Source organism: Microbacterium xylanilyticum (genome assembly GCF_054654695.1).
Genome location: NZ_BAAIEN010000002.1, coordinates 1,005,690 through 1,028,023 on the forward strand (window position 1 = coordinate 1,005,690; position 22,334 = coordinate 1,028,023).

Annotated in this window: 22 protein-coding genes and 1 tRNA gene; 16 read left to right on the forward strand and 7 right to left on the reverse strand. The window is 71.6% G+C overall.

Annotated elements, in window-relative coordinates; translation table 11 throughout:
* Window positions 1-3 precede the first annotated feature (3 nt).
* From ACYQ1L_RS05320 to ACYQ1L_RS05330, 3 genes are all read left to right on the forward strand, one after another.
* Complete coding sequence (locus ACYQ1L_RS05320; protein WP_460003204.1) at window positions 4-669, forward strand: response regulator; 666 nt, start codon at window positions 4-6, stop codon at window positions 667-669.
* A gap of 61 nt (window positions 670-730) precedes the next feature.
* On the forward strand, window positions 731-1,957 hold the full coding sequence (locus ACYQ1L_RS05325; protein ID WP_460003205.1) for a sensor histidine kinase: 1,227 nt from the start codon (window positions 731-733) through the stop codon (window positions 1,955-1,957).
* On the forward strand, window positions 1,954-2,961 hold the full coding sequence (locus ACYQ1L_RS05330; RefSeq protein WP_460003206.1) for a hypothetical protein: 1,008 nt from the start codon (window positions 1,954-1,956) through the stop codon (window positions 2,959-2,961). Before ACYQ1L_RS05325 ends, ACYQ1L_RS05330 begins: the two co-directional genes overlap by 4 nt.
* 246 nt (window positions 2,962-3,207) lie before the next feature.
* On the opposite strand, the gene ACYQ1L_RS05335 is transcribed toward ACYQ1L_RS05330, so the two are convergent.
* Both ACYQ1L_RS05335 and ACYQ1L_RS05340 read right to left on the reverse strand, forming a co-directional pair.
* On the reverse strand, window positions 3,208-3,432 hold the full coding sequence (locus ACYQ1L_RS05335; RefSeq protein WP_460003207.1) for an acyl-CoA carboxylase subunit epsilon: 225 nt from the start codon (window positions 3,430-3,432) through the stop codon (window positions 3,208-3,210).
* The gene (locus ACYQ1L_RS05340; protein ID WP_460003208.1) at window positions 3,429-5,018 is read right to left on the reverse strand and encodes an acyl-CoA carboxylase subunit beta; all 1,590 of its coding nucleotides are present in this window, start codon (window positions 5,016-5,018) and stop codon (window positions 3,429-3,431) included. Before ACYQ1L_RS05340 ends, ACYQ1L_RS05335 begins: the two co-directional genes overlap by 4 nt.
* Before the next feature lie 135 nt (window positions 5,019-5,153).
* Between ACYQ1L_RS05340 and ACYQ1L_RS05345 the strand changes: the two genes are divergently transcribed.
* Entirely contained in the window at window positions 5,154-5,921 is a 768-nt protein-coding gene (locus ACYQ1L_RS05345) for a biotin--[acetyl-CoA-carboxylase] ligase (protein ID WP_460003209.1), read from the forward strand.
* Between the two features lie 43 nt (window positions 5,922-5,964).
* On the forward strand, window positions 5,965-7,785 hold the full coding sequence (locus ACYQ1L_RS05350) for an ABC-F family ATP-binding cassette domain-containing protein (protein WP_460003210.1): 1,821 nt from the start codon (window positions 5,965-5,967) through the stop codon (window positions 7,783-7,785).
* On the opposite strand, the gene ACYQ1L_RS05355 is transcribed toward ACYQ1L_RS05350, so the two are convergent.
* Window positions 7,766-8,728, reverse strand: coding sequence for an NAD(P)/FAD-dependent oxidoreductase (locus tag ACYQ1L_RS05355; protein WP_460003211.1), 963 nt, complete (start codon window positions 8,726-8,728; stop codon window positions 7,766-7,768). The two genes, ACYQ1L_RS05350 and ACYQ1L_RS05355, sit on opposite strands and share 20 nt — an antisense overlap.
* A 75-nt stretch (window positions 8,729-8,803) precedes the next feature.
* Between ACYQ1L_RS05355 and ACYQ1L_RS05360 the strand changes: the two genes are divergently transcribed.
* The 5 genes from ACYQ1L_RS05360 to ACYQ1L_RS05380 all read left to right on the forward strand — a co-directional run bounded on the left by ACYQ1L_RS05360 (window position 8,804) and on the right by ACYQ1L_RS05380 (window position 14,183).
* Complete coding sequence (locus ACYQ1L_RS05360; RefSeq protein WP_460003212.1) at window positions 8,804-9,388, forward strand: helix-turn-helix domain-containing protein; 585 nt, start codon at window positions 8,804-8,806, stop codon at window positions 9,386-9,388.
* A gap of 111 nt (window positions 9,389-9,499) precedes the next feature.
* Window positions 9,500-11,308, forward strand: coding sequence for a Na+/H+ antiporter (locus tag ACYQ1L_RS05365; protein ID WP_460003213.1), 1,809 nt, complete (start codon window positions 9,500-9,502; stop codon window positions 11,306-11,308).
* Between the two features lie 115 nt (window positions 11,309-11,423).
* Window positions 11,424-12,335: a MetQ/NlpA family ABC transporter substrate-binding protein gene (locus ACYQ1L_RS05370; protein ID WP_460003214.1), complete on the forward strand. Its 912-nt coding sequence runs from the start codon at window positions 11,424-11,426 to the stop codon at window positions 12,333-12,335.
* A gap of 115 nt (window positions 12,336-12,450) precedes the next feature.
* Window positions 12,451-13,524 (forward strand): methionine ABC transporter ATP-binding protein, encoded by a 1,074-nt coding sequence (locus ACYQ1L_RS05375; RefSeq protein WP_460003215.1) that lies wholly within the window; start codon window positions 12,451-12,453, stop codon window positions 13,522-13,524.
* Window positions 13,524-14,183, forward strand: a complete 660-nt coding sequence (locus ACYQ1L_RS05380; protein ID WP_460003216.1) for a methionine ABC transporter permease — start codon at window positions 13,524-13,526, stop codon at window positions 14,181-14,183. Before ACYQ1L_RS05375 ends, ACYQ1L_RS05380 begins: the two co-directional genes overlap by 1 nt.
* Here ACYQ1L_RS05380 and ACYQ1L_RS05385 read toward each other — a convergent pair.
* Window positions 14,170-15,126, reverse strand: a complete 957-nt coding sequence (locus ACYQ1L_RS05385) for a pseudouridine synthase (protein WP_460003217.1) — start codon at window positions 15,124-15,126, stop codon at window positions 14,170-14,172. The two genes, ACYQ1L_RS05380 and ACYQ1L_RS05385, sit on opposite strands and share 14 nt — an antisense overlap.
* A gap of 116 nt (window positions 15,127-15,242) precedes the next feature.
* Here ACYQ1L_RS05385 and ACYQ1L_RS05390 point away from each other — a divergent pair, with 116 nt between their 5' ends.
* A complete protein-coding gene (locus tag ACYQ1L_RS05390) occupies window positions 15,243-16,196 on the forward strand; it encodes an aldo/keto reductase (RefSeq protein WP_460003218.1) in 954 nt (317 codons plus the stop codon).
* Window positions 16,197-16,213: 17 nt separating this feature from the next.
* Window positions 16,214-17,170 carry an NADP-dependent oxidoreductase gene (locus ACYQ1L_RS05395; RefSeq protein ID WP_460003219.1) on the forward strand — a complete coding sequence of 319 codons (957 nt, stop codon included), beginning with the start codon at window positions 16,214-16,216 and terminating at the stop codon, window positions 17,168-17,170.
* A gap of 69 nt (window positions 17,171-17,239) precedes the next feature.
* Here ACYQ1L_RS05395 and ACYQ1L_RS05400 read toward each other — a convergent pair whose 3' ends face one another.
* The 3 genes from ACYQ1L_RS05400 to ACYQ1L_RS05410 all read right to left on the reverse strand — a co-directional run bounded on the left by ACYQ1L_RS05400 (window position 17,240) and on the right by ACYQ1L_RS05410 (window position 19,123).
* Window positions 17,240-17,989: an SDR family oxidoreductase gene (locus ACYQ1L_RS05400; RefSeq protein WP_460003220.1), complete on the reverse strand. Its 750-nt coding sequence runs from the start codon at window positions 17,987-17,989 to the stop codon at window positions 17,240-17,242.
* Window positions 17,990-18,069: 80 nt separating this feature from the next.
* Window positions 18,070-18,579 (reverse strand): MarR family winged helix-turn-helix transcriptional regulator, encoded by a 510-nt coding sequence (locus ACYQ1L_RS05405; RefSeq protein ID WP_460003221.1) that lies wholly within the window; start codon window positions 18,577-18,579, stop codon window positions 18,070-18,072.
* 7 nt (window positions 18,580-18,586) lie between these two features.
* Window positions 18,587-19,123, reverse strand: coding sequence for a GNAT family N-acetyltransferase (locus ACYQ1L_RS05410; RefSeq protein WP_460003222.1), 537 nt, complete (start codon window positions 19,121-19,123; stop codon window positions 18,587-18,589).
* A gap of 113 nt (window positions 19,124-19,236) precedes the next feature.
* Between ACYQ1L_RS05410 and ACYQ1L_RS05415 the strand changes: the two genes are divergently transcribed.
* The 4 genes from ACYQ1L_RS05415 (at window position 19,237) to ACYQ1L_RS05430 (ending at window position 22,334) form a co-directional block, all read left to right on the forward strand.
* A tRNA-Gln gene (locus ACYQ1L_RS05415) sits at window positions 19,237-19,308 on the forward strand.
* 1 nt (window position 19,309) lies between these two features.
* Entirely contained in the window at window positions 19,310-20,737 is a 1,428-nt protein-coding gene (gene glmU, locus ACYQ1L_RS05420; protein ID WP_460003223.1) for a bifunctional UDP-N-acetylglucosamine diphosphorylase/glucosamine-1-phosphate N-acetyltransferase GlmU, read from the forward strand.
* Window positions 20,738-20,746: 9 nt separating this feature from the next.
* Complete coding sequence (locus tag ACYQ1L_RS05425) at window positions 20,747-21,784, forward strand: ribose-phosphate diphosphokinase (protein WP_460003224.1); 1,038 nt, start codon at window positions 20,747-20,749, stop codon at window positions 21,782-21,784.
* Window positions 21,785-21,854: 70 nt separating this feature from the next.
* A complete protein-coding gene (locus ACYQ1L_RS05430; RefSeq protein WP_460003225.1) occupies window positions 21,855-22,334 on the forward strand; it encodes an FMN-binding protein in 480 nt (159 codons plus the stop codon).

The following is a 22,334-nucleotide window of genomic DNA, read 5'->3' on the forward strand; positions in this document are numbered from 1 at the left end:
ACCGTGAGCAGCGTAGCCCTGATCGACGACCACGAGTCCGTTCGTCTGGGACTCGCCGCCGCGCTCGAGCGGGCCGACTTCGACGTCGTGTTCTCGGGCGCCGGCGTCGCCGAGTACCTCGACGCGCGGGGACGCGCCCTGCCCGCCCCGGCCGACGTCGTGCTGCTCGATCTCACCCTCGGCGACGGCACCACGGTGACCGAGAACGTCACCCGACTGGTCGCGGACGGCTCGAGCGTGGTCATCCACAGCGTCGCGGATCGCCCGGTCTCCGTGCGCGAGGCCCTCGTCGCAGGAGCCGCGGGCGTCATCAGCAAGTCCTCCCCGCTGGACGACGTGATCGCCGCGGTGCGCACGGTCGCGCGCGGCGAGGCCCTCAACAACGTGGAATGGGCGAACGCCGTCGACGGCGACACGGCCTTCGCCGATGCGCAGCTCTCCACCCGCGAGCGCGAGGTCCTGCGCCTGTACGCGACCGGGCTGCCGCTGAAGGTCGTGGCGGAGCGCCTCGGCGTGGCCTACTCCACGGCCAAGGAGAACATCACCCGGATCCGGGTGAAGTACGTCGAGGTGGGGCGGCCCGCGCCGACCAAGGTCGACCTGCTGCGCCGGGCGATGGAGGACGGCATCGTGGAGACGGCCCAGGAGGATCCGCAGGGTGTCGGCTGAGCGCACCGCGCTCCGGATGAGGCGTCCGGCGGCCCCGGCGCCACAGCGAGCGGGCTAGGGCATGTCGGCGGACCAGGGCCTCAGGGAGGCCTGGGAGAAGATCCCCACGCCCGGCGAGGTCGGGCAGGAGCTGGAGCGCTTCGCCGGACGGCGGATCGAGCGCATCATCGCGATCGTCGTGGGCGTGGGTGCGCTCGCCCTGGGCGCCCAGGCGCTCGTCAACGCCCTCGTCAAGCTGACCGTCGTCGACGTCCCGCATGTGGCGATGATGGCGCTCGTGTTCGTGCCGTGGGTCGCGATGCTCGTGTGCTGCGCGATCGGGCGGGCCGTGCGCCTCACCGCCGGCGTGTTCTTCGTCGCGTACATCGTGGATCTCGTGCTGTGGCCCTTCGTCGCCACGCACCGGAATCTCGTGCCGTCGGATCAGCCGTGGATCTTCTTCCTGGTCAACGTGGCCGGTGTCGCCGCCGTCGTCGCCTTCCCGCTCGGGGTGCAGGTGGCGTGGGCGCTCGTCGGTCCCTTCCTCTACGGCACCGTCCGGCTCCTGCAGGGCGAGTTCCGGGCCGATTTCTGGGTGGTCACCGCCTTCGACGTGTCCTTCACCCTGATCCTCGGGCTGGTGCTGGTGGCGCTCGGGTGGATGTTCCGGTCGGTCGCCAACGGCGTCGACGACGCGCGCGGCCGAGCGGTCGCGCTGTACACCGCCGCGGCGGCGGCCGAAGCCGCGGAGCACGAGCGGGTCGCCGTCGCCGCCCTCATGCACGACAGCGTGCTCGCCGCGCTCATCGCGGCGGAGCGCGCCGAGACCGACCGGGCGCGCGCCCTCGCCGTGGACATGGCGCGCGAGGCGCTCACCCGTCTCGCCAATGCGGAGGCGCCCGCGCAGGAGGGCAGCGAGGAGCCGGTGCAGATCGAGCTCCTCGTGGAGGATCTGCGCCGCGCGGTGCAGCAGATGGGACTGTCGATCGAGGTCGAGCACTTCGGGCACGGCGCCGTGCCGGACCGGGTCGCCCGGGCGATGGCGCTCGCCGCGCGGCAGGCCATCGGCAACGCCGTCGCCCACGCCTCGGGCCGCGGGCTCGCCGTGGTCGTGGAAGGGCACGGCGGCACCGGCCTCACGGTCAAGGTCAGCGACACGGGCGGCGGATTCGATCCGGAACAGGTCGGCGCGGACCGTCTCGGCATCCGCGCCTCCATCCTCGCCCGGATGGCGGCCGTCGGCGGGGTCGCCACCATCGACTCCGATCGCCATGGCACCGTCGTGACACTGGGATGGTCGCACTCATGAGACTCACCGTCCGCATCGTCGCGACTGGACTGGCGCTCGTGTTCGCCTGCTATTTCGCCGCGCGTGCGCTGGCCTGGACGTCGCCGCCCCCGCGGCCGCTGCTGGTGCTGCTCGCGGTCGTCATCTACCTCGTCTCGTTCGCGGTGATCGCGATCGTCGGTGCGGGGCGCGCCGTGCAGATGCCGCGCTGGGGCGCCGCCCTCGCGCTCGCCTCCGCGATCGCGATCCCGCAGCTGAGCAACCTCGGCCTGGATCCGGCTCAGCTGCTCGCCCCCTACGCCACCTGGTACATCGGATCCGTCGGCCTGATCGGCGTCGTCTGCATCGTGCGGCGCCGTCCGCTCGCGGGGTGGCTCGTGCTGGTCCTGCTGACCATCGCCTCGACGGCGTGGATCGGCTTCCTCCGCGCGCTCGGGCTGGGCCTGGTCGGATCCACCGTGTGGATGGTGATCGCCCAGCTGCTCGTCGCGTTCTGGCGCCGCGCCGTGCGCGACACCGATCGTCTCGCCGGCATCCAGCAGGCGGCATCCGCCTGGCAGGCGACGCAGACCGTGCGTCAGCGGGAGCGCCGGGAGCGCGTGCAGTACGCCCTCACGGTGGCGGGTCCCGTGCTCAGCCGCGTCATCGAGACGCGCGGCGAGCTCTCGGCGGAGGAGCGGCGCACCGCGCGCCTGGCCGAAGGGCGGCTGCGGGACGAGATCCGCGGCGGCGAGCTGCTCAACGAGCGGGCGCGCGCGGCCATCGAGTCGGCGCGGGCGCGGGGCGCATCGGTGACGGTGTTCGACGACGGCGGCCTGAACGACCTCGACGAGCAGACCAAGAGCCGGATCCGCGAGGAGCTCGCCGACGTGCTCTCCGGCTCCTCCTCGGCACGGCTCATCATCCGCGCCCCGAAGGATCCGCGCGTCGCAGTGACGGTCGTGGGCCGGTCGGCGGCGGGGGATTCGTCCGACGAGGACTCGGTCGAGCTCTGGCACGAGATCCCGCGCACCCACGCGGACTGAGGGCAAAAGAAAGGGCGAGGGGCGGCGAAGCCGCCCGCCCCTCGCCAGGTGCGGAACAGTTACCCGAAAACCGTCCGCAAAGACCGGAGATCGTCTGCCTACCCTGTGGCGGAGATCCGGTCGAACGCGAAGCGTTGCAAGAAAGAGTCTTCCGGGTCGTGCAGAGGATGTCTGTAGGTATTTTGGGGGACAAATTCATACGGAGGCGAAATTCCCGGATCCGTCACCGTCTCCGCGGGCTCCGCGTCAGCCGGAGAAGCGCCCCCAGGGGATGTCGCGGCGCAGCGGAGTGCGCAGCCCGCGCTGATTGCGCTCCCAGGCGGAGACGGGCTTCTGGACGGCCACGGCGTCGGCCTCCTCGGCGGCGAACGCCTCGGAGAGCACGGCGATGAGCGCCGCGAGCTCCTCCTCGGTGGCGGAGCCGCGGAGCACCTGGATCTCGACCGCGTCGGCCGCGTCCTCCGCGCTCACAGCGGGATGTTCCCGTGCTTCTTCGGGGGCAGCTCGGCGCGCTTGCCCCGCAGCGCCCGCAGCGCCTTCGCGATCGAGACGCGGGTGTTCGCGGGCTCGATGATGCCGTCGATCTCGCCGCGCTCCGCGGCGAGGAACGGGCTCGTGACGTTGTAGGTGTACTCGTTGGCGAGGCGCGTGCGGACGGCGGCGACGTCCTCGCCGGCCTCCTCGGCGCGCTTGATCTCACCGCGGTAGAGGATGTTCACGGCGCCCTGGCCGCCCATGACCGCGATCTCGGCCGTCGGCCAGGCGAGGTTAACGTCGGCGCCCAGCTGCTTGGAGCCCATCACGATGTAGGCGCCGCCGTAGGCCTTGCGCAGGATCACGGTGACGAGCGGCACGGTCGCCTCGGCGTAGGCGTAGATGAGCTTCGCGCCGCGGCGGATCACGCCGGTCCACTCCTGGTCGGTGCCGGGCAGGTAGCCGGGCACGTCGACGAGCGTGACGATCGGGATCGAGAACGCGTCGCAGAAGCGCACGAAGCGGCTGGCCTTCTCGCCGGCCTCGATGTTCAGGGTGCCGGCCATCTGCGAGGGCTGGTTGGCGATGATGCCGACCGAGTGCCCTTCGACCCGGCCGAAGCCGATCACGATGTTGGGGGCGAACAGCGGCTGCACCTCGAGGAACTCGCCGTCGTCGACGACATGCTCGATGACGGTGTGGATGTCGTAGGGCTGGTTCGGGGAGTCCGGGATCAGCGTGTTGAGCGCCCGGTCGGCGTCCGTGGTCTCGAACTCGAAGCCGCTCGCGTAGGCGGGGAGCTCCGCCATGTTGTTGTCCGGCAGGAAGCTCAGCAGGGTGCGCGCATAGTCGATCGCGTCGTCCTCGTCCTCGGCGAGGTAGTGCGCGACGCCCGAGCGGGTGTTGTGGGTGTAGGCGCCGCCGAGCTCCTCCATGCCGACGTCCTCGCCGGTCACGGTCTTGATGACGTCGGGGCCGGTCACGAACATCTGGCTGGTCTTGTCGACCATGATGACGAAGTCGGTGAGAGCGGGGCCGTAGACGGCGCCGCCCGCGGCCGGGCCCATGATGATCGAGATCTGCGGGATGACGCCGGAGGAGCGGGTGTTGAGGCGGAAGATCTCCCCGTACTTGCTGAGCGCGAGCACGCCCTCCTGGATGCGCGCCCCGCCGGAGTCGAGGATGCCGATGATCGGCACGCCGCTGCGCAGCGCGAACTCCATGATCTTGATGATCTTGTCGCCGGAGACCTCGCCCAGCGAGCCGCCGAAGGTCGTGAAGTCCTGCGAGTAGACGGCCACTGTGCGCCCGTTGATGGTGCCGACGCCGGTGACGACCGAGTCGCCGTACGGGCGGTTCTTGTCCATCCCGAACGCGGTCGTGCGGTGCCGCACGTACTCGTCGAACTCGACGAAGCTGCCCGGATCCACCAGCAGCTCGATGCGCTCGCGGGCCGTCATCTTGCCCTTGGCGTGCTGCTTCTCCTTCGCCTTCGCCTCTGCCGAGACGACGGCCTCGTCGTAGCGGGCGCGGAGGTCGGCGATCTTGCCGGCGGTCGTGTAGAGGTCAGGCGTGTCCGTCACGGTCTCCACATTAGCGCCGGGGCCCTCGCGACCGTTGGATGAGAGGCACAACTCCCCGGCGGGATCCTCTGTGCGGACCCTCTGAGCCGGTTCGCGGTCGCGAGGGCTCCGGAGGGCCCCGGATAGGGTGACCGCATGACCTTCCCGCACAGCACCGCGGCCGCCTCGCGGCTCGACGTCGTCGCGTCCACCGGATCCACGAACGCGGACCTGCGGGCGCACGTCGATGACGAGGCGGGATGGCCGCACCTGTCCGCGATCCTCACCGAGGACCAGGTCGCCGGGCGGGGCCGGCTGGATCGCGTCTGGACCGCCCCGGCCGGGTCGGCCGTCGCACTCTCCGTGCTGCTGCGGGTGCCGCGGATCCCCGGCGCTGAGCGCGGCTGGATCCCGCTCGCGGCCGGCCTCGCCATGGCGGATGCGGTCGCGGCGCAGCTCCCCGGACGCCCGGTCGGCGTGAAGTGGCCGAACGATGTGCTCGTCGGGGAGCGGAAGATCTGCGGGATCCTCGCGGAGGCCTCAGGGCCGGACGTCGTGATCGTCGGATCCGGCGTCAACACGAGGATGACCGAGGAGCAGCTGCCGGTACCGACGGCGACGTCGTTCGCCGTCGAGGGCGCCGACGTCGACGTCGACCTGCTCGCGGCGGGCTACCTCGCCCGGCTGGACGGCTGGATCGACGGCCTCGCGGAGCACGGCTCGGCCGTGGCGAGCGGCCTGCGCGACGCCGTCGCCGCGCGCTGCGTCACGCTCGGCCGCACGGTGCGCGTGATGCTCCCGGCCGGCGACGACCTCGTCGGCGCGGCGACGGGCCTCGGCGAGGACGGCTGCCTTCTGGTGTGGGCCGGCGGGGCCGTGCACCGTATCGCGGCCGGCGACGTCGTGCACGTGCGCGCGACCTGAGCCGGGCCGGGCCGGGACCGCGCGCGACTACCCTGGATCCGACATGGCACATCTTCTCGGGGCCGAAGGGCTCCATCTCGAATTCCCCACCCGCGTCGTCTTCGACTCCGTCACCCTCGGCATCGAGGAGGGCGACCGGATCGGCATCGTCGGCCGCAACGGCGACGGCAAGTCGAGCCTGCTGGCGATGCTCGCCGGCCGCCTGGAGCCGGACGCCGGCCGGGTGACCGTGCGCGGCGGGACGACGATCGGGGTGCTCGACCAGGCCGACGTCCTGGACGACGCGCTCACCGTGGGCCGCGCCATCGTCGGCGACGCCGCGGAGCACGAGTGGGCCGGGGATCCGAAGATCCGCGACGTGATCGACGGGCTCGTCGGGGACCTGGACTGGGACGCGTCGGTCGCCGACCTCTCCGGAGGTCAGCGGCGCCGTGTCGCGCTGGCGAAGCTCCTCGCCGGCGACTGGGACATCATCGCTCTGGACGAGCCCACCAACCACCTCGACGTGGAGGCCATCGGCTGGCTCGCGGAGCATCTGAAGCGGCGCTGGCCGGCGAGCCAGGGCGCGCTCATGGTCGTCACGCACGACCGCTGGTTCCTGGACGAGGTGTGCACCGAGACCTGGGAGGTGCACGACCGGATCGTCGAGCCCTTCGAGGGCGGCTACGCCGCCTACATCCTGCAGCGCGTGGAGCGCGACCGCATGGCGGCGGCGACCGAGGCGAAGCGGCAGAACCTCGCCCGCAAGGAGCTCGCGTGGCTGCGTCGGGGCGCCCCCGCTCGCACGTCGAAGCCGAAGTTCCGGATCGACGCGGCGAACGCGCTCATCGCCGATGTGCCCGAGATCCGCGACCGGATCGCGCTGCAGTCGCTCGCGGTGTCGCGCCTCGGCAAGGACGTCGTGGACCTCATCGATGCGGGCGTGACGTTCCCGGCGACGGCGACGACGCCCGAGCGCGAAGTGCTGCGCGATGTGGAATGGCGGATCGCCCCGGGGGAGCGCACCGGCATCCTCGGCGTCAACGGCGCGGGCAAGTCCACCCTGCTCGGCCTCGTGGCCGGGACCGTCGAGCCCACCAGCGGCCGGGTCAAGCACGGCAAGACGGTGCAGGTGCGCACCCTCACCCAGCGCCTGGACGAGCTGCAGGACGTGTGGGACGAGCCCGTCCGCGTCGTCATCGGGCGCCTGCGCACGACCTACACGTTCGGCACCGGATCCAAGGCCGCCGAGCTCACGCCGGGCCAGCTGCTGGAGCGCCTCGGCTTCTCCTCGGCGCAGCTGTCCACCCCGGTCAAGGACCTCTCCGGGGGCCAGCAGCGCCGGCTGCAGCTGCTGCTCGTCCTGCTCGACCAGCCGAACGTGATGATCCTCGACGAGCCCACGAACGACATGGACACGGACATGCTCGCCGCGATCGAGGACCTCCTCGACTCGTGGCCGGGCACGCTCCTCGTGGTCAGCCACGACCGCTACTTCCTCGAGCGCGTGACGGACCAGCAGTACGCGATCCTCGGCGGCCGCCTTCGGCACCTGCCCGGCGGCGTCGACGAGTACCTGCGCCTGCGCGCGCTCGAGCAGGCGGCGCCGAAGGACTCGGGGACCCGGGCGGGAACCGCTCCGGCCACCGCCGAACCCGCGCTGAGCGGCGCGGACCGCCGGGCGGCGGAGAAGGAGATCTCCGCGCTCGAGCGGCGCATGCAGAAGCTCGCCGAGCAGATCGACCGCGCCAAGCACGCGCTCGCCGATCACGATCAGTCCGACTACGCCGGCCTCGGCGAGAAGATGAAGGCGATCCAGGCGCAGCAGGACGAGGTGGACGAGCTCGAGCTGCGCTGGTTCGAGCTCACCGAGCAGCTGGGCTGAGCGCGCCGTCCACGAGACGGAAGCCCTCCTCGACGAGAGCGCCGTTGACCGCGGCGCCGGCCATGGCGCCCGCGCCGATCGCCATCGGCACCGTCGCCATCGGGTTCACCACGTTCCCGGCCGCCCAGATGCGCGGGTGCGACGTCCTGCCGGTGGCGTCCGCCTGCAGGAAGGATCCGAGCCCCGACGGGAGCTCGGCCCGGGCGAGGCGGAGGTCGTCGAGGAAGCCGTCGTGCGGCACGGGGCGGCCGCCGGTGAACACCGCATCGACCAGGATCTCGGCACCGTCGGCCGTGCGGATCGCGGCGACCGCGGTTCCCTCGCCGAGCACCTCGACCGCCGGGGAGGCGACGATCTCGATGCCGCGGGCGCGCAGCAGACGCTCGTCGGAAGGGTCCAGGCCGCCGAGCCCGGCCGAGAAGAGCACGACGTCGTCGCTCCACTGCCGCACCATCTTCACCTGGTGCAGTGACGCGGGCGAGGTCGCGAGCACCGCGAGCCGCCGGTCGCGCACCTCCCAGCCGTGGCAGTACGGGCAGTGCAGCACGCTCGTGCCCCAGCGCTCGGCGAGCCCGGCGACCGGGGGGAGATCGTCGCTGATGCCGCTGGCGACCACGAGCGCTCGGGTGCGCTGCTCGGCGCCGTCGACGGAGACGACGAGGACGTCCCTCTCCTCGCGCACATCCGCGACGGCGCCCGCGCGGGTCTCGACGCCGTAGCCGGCGACCTCCGTCCTGCCGCGCCGCAGGAGGTCCGACGGCGACGCGCCCTCGTTGCCGAGCACGCCGTGCATGTGCGCGGCGAAGCGGTTGCGCGGGCTGCCCGCATCGATGACGAGCGTGCGACGGCGCGCCCGCCCGAGCAGCAGCGCGGCGGAGAGGCCGGCAGCGCCACCGCCGATGACGATCGCGTCCCAGGAGGCGGATGAGTTCACGGTTTCCATGCATCCAGTGCAGGGCTATGCTCGCAGGAACGCAAGCGACCTTGCGGTTTTGGCAAGAAGGCGGGAAGGGAAGCCATGCAGGACGAGCTCGCCCAGGTGGGACCGCGGCTGCGCGCCGCTCGGCGCGCCCGCGGGTGGACCCTCGACGAACTGGCCGAACGGGCGGAGATGTCGGCCAGCACCCTGTCCCGCCTGGAATCGGGAAAGCGTCAGGCGAGCCTCGAGCTGCTGCTGCCGCTGACCCGGGCCCTGGGCATCCGGATCGAGGACCTCCTGCCGGAGGAGACGCCCGATCCCCGCATCCGCCGCCCGGTGATCCGCCGCGACGGCGTCGTCATCGTCCCGCTCTCCCCGGAAGGCTCGCCGGTGCACACCTACCGGATCACCTACCCGCCGGTGACCCGTCTTCCCGCTCTGCGGGTGCACGACGGCTACGAGTGGTTCTCGGTCATCTCCGGCCGGCTGCGGCTGCGCCTCGGCGGTCAGGATCTCGTGCTCACGCGCGGGGAGGCCGCCGAGTTCGACACCCGCACCCCGCACGCGATGTCGGCGACCGGAGGGAGACCGGCGCAGATCATCAGCATCTTCAACGACGAGGGCGTGCGGATGCACACCCACGTCGCGGACCCGGCGGCAGAGGGGATCGAGGCAGGGCGCTGACTCGCGCCTGTCGCACGGACGCGCCGGGGAATACCGTGGAGTCATCCGACGCTGTGGCACTTCGCGGAACGCCGCGCACGATCCGCGTCGCATGACGAGAGGAGGCCGCACATGGAAGGTCTCGAGGTGACCGTCCTGCTGGGACTCACGATCCTCACGGGGGCGCTGCTCGCGCCACGGCTGCGGCTCGCGCTGCCGCTGGTGCTGGTCGTCCTCGGTCTCGCGCTGGGCTTCGTGCCCGCGCTGCGGGAGATCCAGCTCCCGCCCGAGACGGTGCTGCTGCTGTTCCTGCCCGTGATGCTGTTCTGGGAGAGCCTCACCACCTCGCTGCGCGCCATCCGGCGCGACTTCCGGTACATCCTGCCGATGAGCACCCTGCTCGTGGTGGCGTCCGCGTTCGCCGTCGCCGGCATCGGACTGCTGTTCGGACTGCCCTGGGAGAGCGCGCTGATCCTCGGCGCCGCGGTCGCACCGCCGGACGCGACGGCCGTCGCGGCCCTCGGCCGCCTGCTGCCGCGTCGCATGTTCATGAAGCTCAAGGCGGAGAGCCTCACCAACGACGGCACCGCCCTGGTGCTGTACGCGATCGGGATCTCTCTCGCCGTCGGCGGGCACGTGACCCCGCTCACCGTCACCTGGTCGGTGCTCGTCTCGTACCTCGGCGGAATCGCGGCCGGCGTCGCGGTCGCCGCGCTCGCGTACCTGCTCCTGCGCGTGGTCGCCTCGACCATCGTGATCAACACCGCGCTGCTGCTCGTCCCGTTCGTCGCCTTCCTCCTGGCGGAGCTCATCACGGCGTCGGGGGTGCTGGCGGTCGTCGTGGCAGGAGTGATCATCGCGTACGTGTCGCCGACCGTCACCACCGCGCAGTCCCGCCGCCAGGCCGAGTCGGCCTGGCCGTTCGGGGTGTTCCTGCTCAACGGCGCGCTGTTCGTGCTCATCGGGCTCGAGGTGCAGTACGTCGTGCACCACATCTCGGCGGGCGCGATCGGACGGCTGGTGCTCGTGACGGTCGCGGTCTGGGTGGTGCTGCTGGTCGTGCGCTACCTGTTCCAGCTGCTCAGCGTGCCGTTCTATGCGCGGTCCGGCCCGCAGCCGCCTCGCGGCGTACGGGCGCGCTCGCGAGTGCTCAGCACGTTCGCCGGCATGCGCGGCGCGGTATCCCTCGCGATCGCGCTGTCGGTTCCCGCGGGTGCGGTCGCCGGCGGAGCGGTCGACGGCCGCGACGAGATCGTGTTCGTCACCGCGGGCGTGATCCTGCTGAGTCTGCTCGTGCAGGGCACGCTGCTTCCGGCGATGGTGCGGTGGGCGCGGATCCCCGCGGACCAGGGCGAGGTCGAGGAGTACGAGCTCGCCGAGCGCACGATCTCGGGCGCCGCACTCGCCGCGCTGGACGATCTGGCCGTGCGGCACCGGGTGAGCGACGAGGTGCGCGACCGGATCCGCTTCGAGGGGTACCAGATGCTCGAGTACACGAACGCGCGCACGCTGGCCCGCGAGCAGGCCCTCGTGGACGCGGAGGTCAAGGCGCTCGACGAGATGCTGGGCCAGCCCGATCCGCTCGCAGCGGGCACGGGCGCCCGGGAGGACGGCGCGGATCCGCTCTCCGCGGGCACGGCTTCCGACACGGTCGACCCGAGCGCGGACGGCTCCGGAGCGGGCGCGCGCGGCACGATCATCGAGGGGGCGACGACGCTGCAGATGATCGCGACCTCCGAGGACGTCGACCTCCTGCAGCGCTCGCCGCTGATCCGGCACGAGGAGCTCATCCGGCTCAAGCTCGCACTGCTGGACCGCAAGCGCGAGGTGCTGCTGGGCCTGCGCCGCTCGGGTACGGTCGACGACCTCATCGTGCGCCGGATCTCCGCGCGGCTCGACCTCGAGCAGCTCCGTCTTCAGGGCCTCGAGGATCTCGACTGAACGGCAGCACCCGCGGTCGGCTCCGGCGCTGTGACGTCGTGTGACGGGTTGATTCGGACGCCGTGCGATCCCGCTCCTAGCGTTGTGACGTCCCCCAAGAGAGGAACTCACAGCCATGTCTCGCAAGCTCACCACTGCGCTCGCCGCCGCCACCGCGGCCGCCGCGCTCGTCTTCTCCCTCGTCGGCTGCTCGTCCGCCACGGGTGCGGGCTCCGACCCGACCGACGCGTCCAGCAAGCCCGTCAAGATCGGCGTCGTCGGCAAGAGCGACCCGCAATGGCCCGCGTTCGTCGCGGCCGCCAAGAAGGAGGGCATCACGGTCGAGATCGTGGACTTCGGCTCCTATGAGCAGCCCAATCCGGCCCTCAGCGAGGGCGAGATCGACCTCAACCAGTTCCAGCACATCGTGTACCTCGCGCAGTACGACGTGAAGTCCGGCAAGGATCTGCAGCCCATCGGATCCACGGCGATCTACCCGCTCGGCCTGTACTCGAAGAAGTACAAGAGCGTGAAGGACATCCCCGCGGGCGAGACCGTGGCGGTGCCGGACGACGCCTCCAACCAGGCGCGCGGTCTGCTCGTGCTGCAGTCGGCCGGCCTCATCAAGCTCAAGAGCGGCGGCACCATCTTCTCCGACCTCGCCGATGTCGACACCGCCAAGTCGAAGGTCAAGGTCACGGCTCTCGAGGCGGCGCTGATCCCGACCTCCCTGCCCGACGTGGCCGCCGCGATCATCAACAACGACTTCGTCAAGGACGCGGGGCTCACGTTCAAGGACGCGATCGCGCAGGACGACCCGAAGGATCCGAACGCGCTGCCCTACGTGAACATCTTCGCCGCCCCGGCCAAGCAGAAGGACAACGCCACGTTCAAGAAGCTCGTCGAGATCTTCCAGACCGACCCGGGCGTGCAGAAGGGCCTGGCGGAGGCATCCGGCGACACCGGCGTGCCGCTGAAGATCGACGCCGCCGAACTGCAGAAGACCCTGACCAAGGTCGAGGGCGACGTCGCTTCGCACAAGGGCTGATCGCCTCCACCGCGGGGCGAACCCGCCCCGCGGTGACCGAGTCGGGCGACGCTGATCCGCGTCGCCCGACTCCGCGTCCGCAGAACCCGGATGCAGAACCGAAACCGGAGAACCCATGCCGATCGTGAGCCTGCAGGGCGTCACCAAGTCCTATCCGCCCACCGCGCGCGACGGTGCACCCGTCGTCGCGGTCGACGACGTGTCCCTCGACATCGCCCAGGGCGACGTCTTCGGCATCATCGGGTACTCCGGCGCGGGCAAGTCGACCCTGGTGCGCCTGATCAACGCCCTGGAGCCGGCCACGAGCGGCCGCCTGATCGTCGACGGCGTCGACATCACGACGCTGTCGGAGCGCGAGCTGCGCCGCGTCCGCGGCGGGATCGGGATGATCTTCCAGCAGTTCAACCTGTTCGCGGCGAAGACCGTCAAGGCGAACATCGCCTATCCGCTCCGTCTGGCGGGCTGGGCGAAGGCCGACATCGACGCGCGGGTCGCGGAGCTGCTCGCCTTCGTCGGCCTCTCCGACAAGGCCAAGGCGTATCCCGAGCAGCTCTCCGGCGGTCAGAAGCAGCGCGTCGGCATCGCACGCGCCCTCGCCACCCGGCCGGCGATCCTGCTCGCCGACGAGGCGACCAGCGCGCTGGATCCGCAGACCACCCACGAGGTGCTCGAGCTGCTGCGCCGGGTGAACCGCGAGCAGGGCGTCACGATCGTGGTCATCACCCACGAGATGGATGTGATCCAGACGCTCGCCACGAAGGTGGCCGTCATGGAGGACGGCCGGGTCGTCGAGCAGGGCGACGTGTTCGAGGTGTTCTCGAACCCGCAGAACCCGGCGTCGCAGCGGTTCGTGGGAACCGTGATCAAGGGCGTGCCGAGCCCCGCGGAGCAGTCCGCCCTCCAGGCGCGTCACGTCGGCAGACTGGTCACCTTCTCGTTCCGCGACGGGGACTCCTCGCAGGCCCAGGTGTTCCTCGACCTCGCCGAGGCGGGGCTGGAGTTCGAGCTCGTCTACGGCGGCATCAACGACATCCGCGGCCGCGCATTCGGGCACCTCACGCTCGCGATCCGCGGCGCGGATCCGGCGATCGACGCGGCCCTGAGCCGGATCCGGGCTCACGCGACGGTGACGGAGATCGGATCCGATGCGCCCGACGCGCAGGCCCCTGCGGAAGGCGAGGTGCGCTGATGGACCGCCTCATCGAGCTGCTGCCGGACTTCTGGCAGGCCGCCGCCGAGACGCTGTACATGACGACCATCGCGCTCGTCATGTCGGGCGTGATCGGCACCGTCATCGGCATCGGGCTCTACGTCACGCGGCCCGGCGGGCTCATGCCGAACCGTCCGGTGAGCCTGCTGATCTCGTTCCTCGTGAACTTCGTCCGACCCATCCCGTTCGTGATCTTCATCGCCGTGCTGCAGCCGTTCACCCGGATCGTGATCGGCACCGGCATCGGCATCAACGCGGGCGCGTTCGCGATCGGGGTCGCGGCGTCGTTCGCGATCGGGCGCATCGTCGAGCAGCACCTCGTCTCGGTGTCGCCGGGCGTGATCGAGGCCGCCCGATCGATGGGTGCGGGCCCATGGCGCATCCTGTTCACGGTGGTCATGCCCGAAGCGCTCGGCCCGCTGATCCTCGGCTACACGTTCATCGTCGTCGCCCTCATCGACATGACGGCGATGGCCGGTCTCGTCGGCGGCGGCGGGCTCGGCGCCTTCGCGCAGGTCTACGGCTTCCGGCAGTTCGAGCCCGTCGTGATGTGGGCCGCGATCATCCTCATCGTCGTCTTCGTGCACCTCGTGCAGACGCTCGGGACGTGGCTGGCCCGGCGCATCATGCGCCGCTGACGGGCCTCGGCGCCTCCTGCAGCGTGCGCCGCGTGGTGAACTCGCGCGGCGCACCGGAGAGCGGGTCGATGAAGCGCAGCTCGCGGGCGAGCAGCTGCAGGGGACGGGTGAAGTCGTCCGGCTCCTCCGGCAGCAGCTCCGGGTAGAAGCCGTCGTTGAGGATCCCCGCGCCGAGCTCGGCGAGGTGCACGCGCAGCTGGTGCATGCGTCCGGAGTGCGGCCGCAGCAGCGTGTGCAGCACACGGTCGTCGAAGCCGCGCAGCTCGATGAGCGTCTCCGCGTTCGGCTCCCTGGCGGGATCCGTCTGCACGCAGACGCTGCCGCGGAGCTTGGCGATGTGGTTGCGATGCACGAGGGGGAAGGCGGATCGGGCCAGCGCAGGAGCGTCGGGGTCCCAGTCGGCCGGCAGCAGCGAGACGGCCTCGTAGACCTTCTCCACCTCGCGGCGCTCGAACAGCAGCTGGTACGCCCCGCGGGTGGCCGGGCGCGCGGAGAACATCAGCAGGCCCGCCGTCGCACGGTCCAGGCGGTGGATGGGCGTGAGGTCCGGGATCCCGAGGGCGTTGCGCAGCCGCACCAGTGCGGAGTTCTGCAGGTACTTGCCGCCGGGGGTGGTCGGCAGGAAATGCGGCTTGTCGACGACCACGAGATCCGCGTCCTGATGCAGGACCTCCACGTCGAAGGGGATCTGCTTCTCGACCGGCGGCTCGCGGTAGTACCAGACGAAGTCGTGCGCACCCAGCGGGGTGGCGCGGCTGAGGGCGGACCCGTCGAACGCCACGATCTCCCCGCGGTCGAACCGGCTCAGCAGCCGCTCCGGGTCGAGGTGGAAGAAGCGCTCGGCCATGTAGGCGCCCACGGTCGGCCACGGCCCCTCGGCGGGCACGCGCAGACGCGTCGCGCCGACGCCGTCGCGCACGGGCAGGGGAGAGGGCATCGCCATTCGCCCCAGCCTAGTTCGCGCGACCTGTGCGGGAGCGGCGCGGCAGCCGGCGCCCGGTCGACGACACGCGACGTCACCCGGAAATAGTCCTCGCCGATCCTCGGTTGCCCCGGAGTATGACACGCATCGGATCCAGTGACCTGTCCGTCTTCCCGCTCTCGCTCGGCGGCAACGTGTTCGGCTGGACCGCCGACCGCGACGCCTCGTTCGCCGTGCTCGACGCGTTCGTGGCGGGAGGCGGGGATTTCATCGACACCGCCGACGCGTACAGCGCCTGGGTGCCGGGCAACAGCGGCGGGGAGAGCGAGACGATCATCGGGGAGTGGCTCGCCTCGCGACGCCCCGAAGGACTCGTGGTCGCGACGAAGGTGAGCCAGCATCCGCAGTTCCGCGGTCTGTCGGCCGGCAACATCCGTCGCGCGGCGGAGGCGTCCCTCGACCGCCTCGGCGTGGACGCGATCGACCTGTACTACGCGCACTTCGACGATGAGACGGTGCCGCTGGAGGAGACCGTGGCCGCCTTCGGGCGGCTCGTCGCGGACGGCCTGGTGCGGTACATCGGGGTGTCGAACTACTCGGCCGAGCGGATCCGCGAATGGGTCGGGATCGCGCAGGCGAGCGGCGTCGCCCTGCCGGTGGCCGTGCAGCCGCATTACAACCTCGTGCACCGCAACGACGTCGAGGAGACGATCATCCCCGTGGCGACCGAGTTCGACCTCGGCCTCGTCCCGTACTACGCGCTCGCGAGCGGCTTCCTCACCGGCAAGTACCGGTCCACGGACGCGACCGGCCAGTCCTCCCCGCGTGCCGCGGGCGCCGCCAAGTACGCGACCGAGCACGGCCTGCGGATCATCGACGCGCTCCAGGAGATCGGCGACGCGCACGGCGCCTCGGTCACCGCGACGGCGCTCGCCTGGCTGCGCGCCCAGCCGACCGTGGTCGCGCCCATCGCCAGCGCGCGCACGGCCGACCAGGTGCCGGACCTGCTCGCCGGCGCGCGCCTCGAGCTCTCCGCGGCGGAGATCGCGCGCCTCAGCAGCGTCTCCGAGTGGACGCCGGCCCAGGTCTGACGGGAGGACGAGAGCACATGCGCACAGCGGTCTACACCGGTCCGGGAGATGCGGCGGACGTCGTCGCGTTCCGCGAGGTCGACGCCCCGGTCGCGGGCCAGGGAGAGGTCCTCGTCCGCGTCGCCGCGGTCGGGCTCAACCCCGTGGACGTCAAGATCCGCGCCGCGGGGCACGATTTCGGCCCGATCCGGTACTCCGACCGTCCGGGATGGGACGTCGCAGGCACGGTCGCGGCCGTCGGCCCCGGCGTCACCGGATGGGCCGAGGGCGATGCGGTGTTCGGCCTGGCCCGCTTCCCCGATGCGGCGCACACCCTCGCCGAACTCGTCGCGGTTCCCGCCGGGGACCTCGCCCGGGCGCCGCGCGCGTGGAGCCCGGCTCAGGCGGGTGCGGCTCCGCTCGCGGCGCTGACGGCGTGGCAGGCGCTGGACGCCGCGCACGCGGGACCTCGGGCAGGTGCGGACGGCGGTCGCGTGCTCGTGCTCGGGGGCGCCGGCGGCGTCGGGCACTTCGCGGTGCAGCTCGCGAAGGCCAGGGGAGCGCACGTCATCGCCACCGCGAGCCCGGCGAAGCAGGCGCTCGTCGCCTCCTGGGGTGCGGACGAGGTGATCGACTACCGCGACGCTGACGCGCTCCGGGCGGTCGCTCCGGTGGACACGGTGATCGTCACGGTCTCCGGCACGCTCCCGCCGCGCGGGGCGGTCCGCGAGGGCACGTCGGTCATCACGATCACCGGCTTCACCGCCGACGAGGAGGCGCAGCTGCGCGCGTGGGGAGCGGATCCGGTGCAGCGGATCCTCGTCGCCGCGAACGGCGCGCAGCTCGCGGAGATCTTCGCGCTCGCCGAGGCGGGTCTGCTCACCGTGCACGTCGACGCCGAGTACGGCCTGGGCGACCTCGTCGCCGCGCAGGAGCGCGTGGAGACCGGGCGGGTCGCCGGCAAGGTCGTGGTCGTGGTCGAGTCGAAGGACTGAGCACCGCCGCGCCGTCGATCAGCGGCCGCGTTCACCGGGCCCGCCGCGTGCAGATCGCGCGACGGCGTGTCAGGGGGCGCCGGACGAGAGCCAGTCGTCGAAGGATATCGGGGCGAGGCGCGCGTCCTGCGGAGGCAGGAGCACCTCGCCCGCGAACTCCAGGCCCAGCGCGGCGCCCTGCCAGGCGGCCCGGATCCGACGCTCCTGGCCCCGGGCGGCGAACGTGCGCCGCGCCATGTCGACGGCGTCCTCGGTGCGGGGGCCGGCCAGCACGACGAGCCCGTCGGCCGGCTCGGCCAGCGCGAGGTCCACGAGGGCGCCGGCGACGTCGGCGGGAGCGACCGGCTGCAGCAGCAGCGGCGGCACGATCGCCTCGCCGTCGATGATCGCACGCTCCGCGATCATGACCGGGAAGTCGTGGAACTGGGTCGCCCGCAGGAGCGAGAAGGGATGGCCGCCGTTGCGCACGGCGCGCTCCTGGGCGCGCTTGCCGAAGTAGTGCGGACCGCCCTGCACCGTGTCCAGAGCGGCGATCGAAAGCGCGACGTGGTGGCGCACCCCCGCCTCCCGCTCGGCGTCGAGGAGGGTCCCCGTGACCGCGGTGAAGACCTCCTCGGCGGCCGCGGGCGTCGCCGCGAGCGGGTTGGTGACATCGATCACGGCGTCGGCGCCCGCCAGCAGCGACGGCAGGCCCGCGCCTGAACGCAGATCCGCGCCCTCCCGGCGGCTCAGGGAGACCGCCTCATCGCCGCGCCGGGCCAGCTCGCGCATGACCAGCCGTCCGATCCGTCCCGTTCCGCCCGCCACGGCGATCCTCATCGCGCCTCCTCGCTCGTCGGTGTCCGCCTCCACGATAGAAGCAGGGACGCAGCGCTGACGGCCGCGCCCGCACGGCCGCGTCAGACGTCGAAGCTCAGGCTGAGCTTGCGCAGCAGCGCGGCGATGCGCTCGCGGTCGCTGCGGCCCAGCGCCGACAGCAGGGTCGCTTCTGCGTCGACGAGGCGCGTGATCGCCGCGTCCACGCGCACCCTGCCGTCGTCGGTCAGGGTCACGAGGACGCTGCGTCCGTCGTCCGGATCCGCCTCGCGGCGCACCAGCCGGCGTCCCACCAGGCGGTCGATGCGGTTCGTCATGGTGCCGCTGGAGACGAGGGTCTGCTGCAGCAGCTGCTTCGGGCTGAGCTGGAACGGGGCGCCGGCGCGGCGCAGTGCGGAAAGCACGTCCCATTCCCAGGTCTCCAGGTCGCTGCGGCGGAACACGTCGCGGCGGGCGCGGTCGAGCAGGCGGGAGAGCCGGTCGACGCGGGAGAGCACCTCGAGGGGGGAGAAGTCCAGGTCCGGTCGCTGCGTGTTCCACGCCGCGACGATGCGGTCGACCTCGTCGCCTGCCCGCTCCTCGCCGTTGCTCACCCGTCCATTATCGCGGGCTCAGGGCGTAGGTCCCCGGCACCGGCAGCGGACCGGTGGCGATGCTCACCGGAAGCGTCCGGGGCGTGACCCGGATCGTCAGGAACAGGCTTTGCGGATCGTCGGTGTACGTCCCGAACGGTTCGCACTCGTCGAATCCCGCCTTGGCGTACAGGCGATGCGCGGGCCAGAAGAAGTCGTCCGCTCCGGTCTCCAGCGAGATCCGGGTGATCCCGCGGTCGCGCGCGTCGTCGAGCAGTGCGGTGAGCATCACGGATGCCACGCCGCGCCCGCGCATCGACGGCGCGGTCCGCATGGACTTGAGCTCCTCATGGCCGGGCTCGAGCTCGGCCAGCGCGCCGGTGCCGACGAGCACGTCGTCGACGGTCGCGGCGAACAGGCGCACGGTCGGTGCGAGCAAGCGGGTGATCTCGAGAGCATGGCGGCTCTCGGGCGGCGCGGTCGCTTCCATGTCCCGGAGGTGGTCGGTCAGGAAGCGCTCGAGCTCGGGCGTCGGGGTGTGCACCCGGGTGATGCGGATGTTCATCGTCCCAGCGTCGCGCAGCGACGTTACAGCGGTATTGCCGAGCGGTTCCGAGCCGGTCACGCTCGGCGCGGTCTGGCAGACTTGTCGGGCGGCCCCGCCCTCAGGGGCCGCGGTCCGCCGTGGTGTAATGGCAGCACGACAGCCTTTGGAGCTGTGAGGTCCGGGTTCGAATCCTGGCGGCGGAGCATGACGCAGAACGCACTCGCCATCATCGTGCTCGCCGCCGGCCAGGGCACGCGCATGAAGTCGCGCCTCCCCAAGGTGCTGCACCCGATCGCCGGGCGCACGCTCGTGGGGCACGTGCTGGCCACCGCCTCGCGGCTGGGCGCGGAGACCATCGAGGTCGTCGTGCGCCACGAGCGCGACCAGGTCGTGTCCGCGCTGCAGGCCGAGCACCCGGACGTCGTGATCGTCGACCAGGACGAGATCCCCGGCACCGGGCGGGCCGTGCAGGTGGCGCTGGACGCGCTGCCCTCCGGCTTCGACGGCGACGTGCTGGTGCTCTCGGGCGACGTGCCGCTGCTGGAGGCGGAGACGCTGCAGGCGCTCGTGGACGGCCACCGCGCTGCGTCCGCCGCGGCGACCGTGCTCAGCGCGATCGTCGACGACCCGACCGGCTACGGCCGCATCATCCGCGATGCGGACGGAGACGTCGCCCGCATCGTCGAGCAGAAGGACGCGGACGAGGCCGAGCAGGCGAACCGCGAGATCAACGCCGGCGTGTACGTCTTCCGGGTGGGCCCGCTGCGCGCCCGCCTGGCCCAGGTGACCACGGAGAACGCCCAGGGCGAGATGTACCTCACCACCGTGATCGGCCTGCTGCGCGAGAACGACGAGAAGGTGGCCGTCGAGATCGCCGCCGACACCGCGGCCACGTTCGGCATCAACGACCGGATCCAGCTCGCCGAGGCCGCGCGCACGCTCAACGACCGCATCGTGCGCCGCTGGCAGCGCGAGGGCGTGACGATCCAGGATCCGGCCACGACCTGGATCGACGACGACGTGACGCTCGCGCCCGACGTCACGATCCTGCCGAACACGCACATCCTCCGCGCCAGCACCGTCGCCGCGGGGGCCACGATCGGCCCGGACACCACGCTCGTCAGCACCGAGGTGGGGGAGGACGCGGAGGTGCGCCGCTCCGAGGCCACGCTCGCCGTGATCGGCGCCCGCGCCGCCGTCGGACCGTTCTCCTACCTGCGCGCCGGCACCACCCTCGGCGAGGGCGGGAAGATCGGCGCCTACGTCGAGACCAAGAACGCGCAGATCGGCGACGGATCGAAGGTGCCGCACCTGTCCTACGTCGGCGACGCGACGGTCGGTCGCGGCGTCAACCTCGGCGCGTCCACGATCACCGCGAACTACGACGACGTGAACAAGCACCGCACTGAGATCGGGGACGAGGTGCACACCGGCTCGCACACGGTGCTCGTCGCGCCCGTTAGGCTGGGAGCCGGCGCGAAGACCGGCGCCGGAGCCGTCGTCCGCAAGGACGTCCCCGCCGGTGCTCTCGCGATGACTGTCGCACCTCAGCGCAACATCGAGGGGTGGGTCGAGAAGAACAGGGCAGGCACGGCCGCAGCAGAAGCGGCGCGTGCCGATTCGGCGGAATAGGCGGGTCCGATGGGGCGCAAGAAGAACACGACGGTCGAGCTGGATCGCGAGAACGACATCGCGCCAGGACTGGTCGCCAAGACCAAGAAGAGGCTCGTCGTCGCCGGCGGTCGATCGCACCCCGAGCTGACCGCGGCGGTGGCCGCGGCGCTCGGCACCGAGATCGCCCCGGTGGAGCACCGCACCTTCGCCTCCGGAGAGCTCTACGCCCGCTTCGAGGTCTCGATCCGCGGCTGCGACCTGTTCATCGTGCAGTCCTTCGGGCAGCCGATCAACGAGTGGCTCATGGAGACGCTCATCATGCTCGACGCCGCCAAGCGCGCCTCGGCCAAGCGCATCACGGTCGTCGCCCCGTACTACCCCTACGCGCGGCAGGACAAGAAGGGCCGCGGTCGCGAGCCGATCTCGGCCCGCCTGGTGGCCGACATGTTCAAGGTCGCCGGCGCCGACCGGGTGATGAGCGTGGATCTGCACGCCGCGCAGATCCAGGGCTTCTTCGACGGCCCCGTCGACCACCTCTTCGCCAAGCCCGTGCTGCTGCAGCACTTCGAGGAGACGCTGACCGCCGAGGATCGCGAGACCCTCACCATCGTCTCGCCGGACATGGGCCGCGTGCGCGTCGCCGACACCTGGTCGGACAGCCTCGGCGCCCCGCTGGCGATCATCCACAAGCGCCGGGATCCGAAGGTCGCGAACCAGGTCTCCGTGCACGAGATCGTCGGCACCGTCGACGGGCGCACCTGCCTCCTCGTCGACGACATGATCGACACCGGCGGCACGATCGTGAAGGCGGCCCAGGCGCTCAAGGCCAACGGCGCGCGCAAGGTGATCGTCGCGGCCACGCACGCGATCTTCTCGGATCCCGCCAGCGAGCGTCTGCAGGACTCCGCGATCGACGAGGTCGTCGTCACCGACACGATCCCGCTGTCCGAGGCGCGTCGCTTCCCGGGCCTGCGGATCCTCCCGATCGCACCCCTGCTGGCCACTGCGATCCGGCAGGTGTTCGAGGACGGCTCGGTCACGAGCATGTTCGACGGCGCCGCCTGAGGCGCGGACCGCGCGCCGCGCCCTGCGGCCTCCAGGGAGACGCATAGGCGCGGTGCGGAAGGGTGGATCCATGCAGCTCTCGCCCACGGCACGTCGCGGATCCGCCCTCGTCGGCATCGCCGGAGCGCTCCTCCTGGCCGGATGCGCGGCCGAGGCGTCCTCCGCCGAGACGACCAAGGACGCCCCCGCGCCGCAGCGCACCGCCACGGCTTCCGCGAGCTCGACCGCATCGGCGGACAGCGGCTCCGGTGGCGCGTACCGGGACGGCACCTACACCGCCGGCGGCTCGTATCAGACGCCGGAGACGGTCGAGAAGATCTCGGTCTCGCTCACGATCCACGACGACACGGTGACCGCGGTGAAGGTGACCGGAGATCCGCAGGCGGCGGAGACCCGGCACTATCAGGCCCAGTTCATCGGCGGGATCGCCGCACAGGTGGTCGGCAAGAAGCTCGACGACATCTCCGTGAGCCGCGTCTCCGGATCCTCGCTCACCAGCAAGGGCTTCACCCAGGCGCTCGACACGATCCGCACCGAAGCAAAGGGGTGA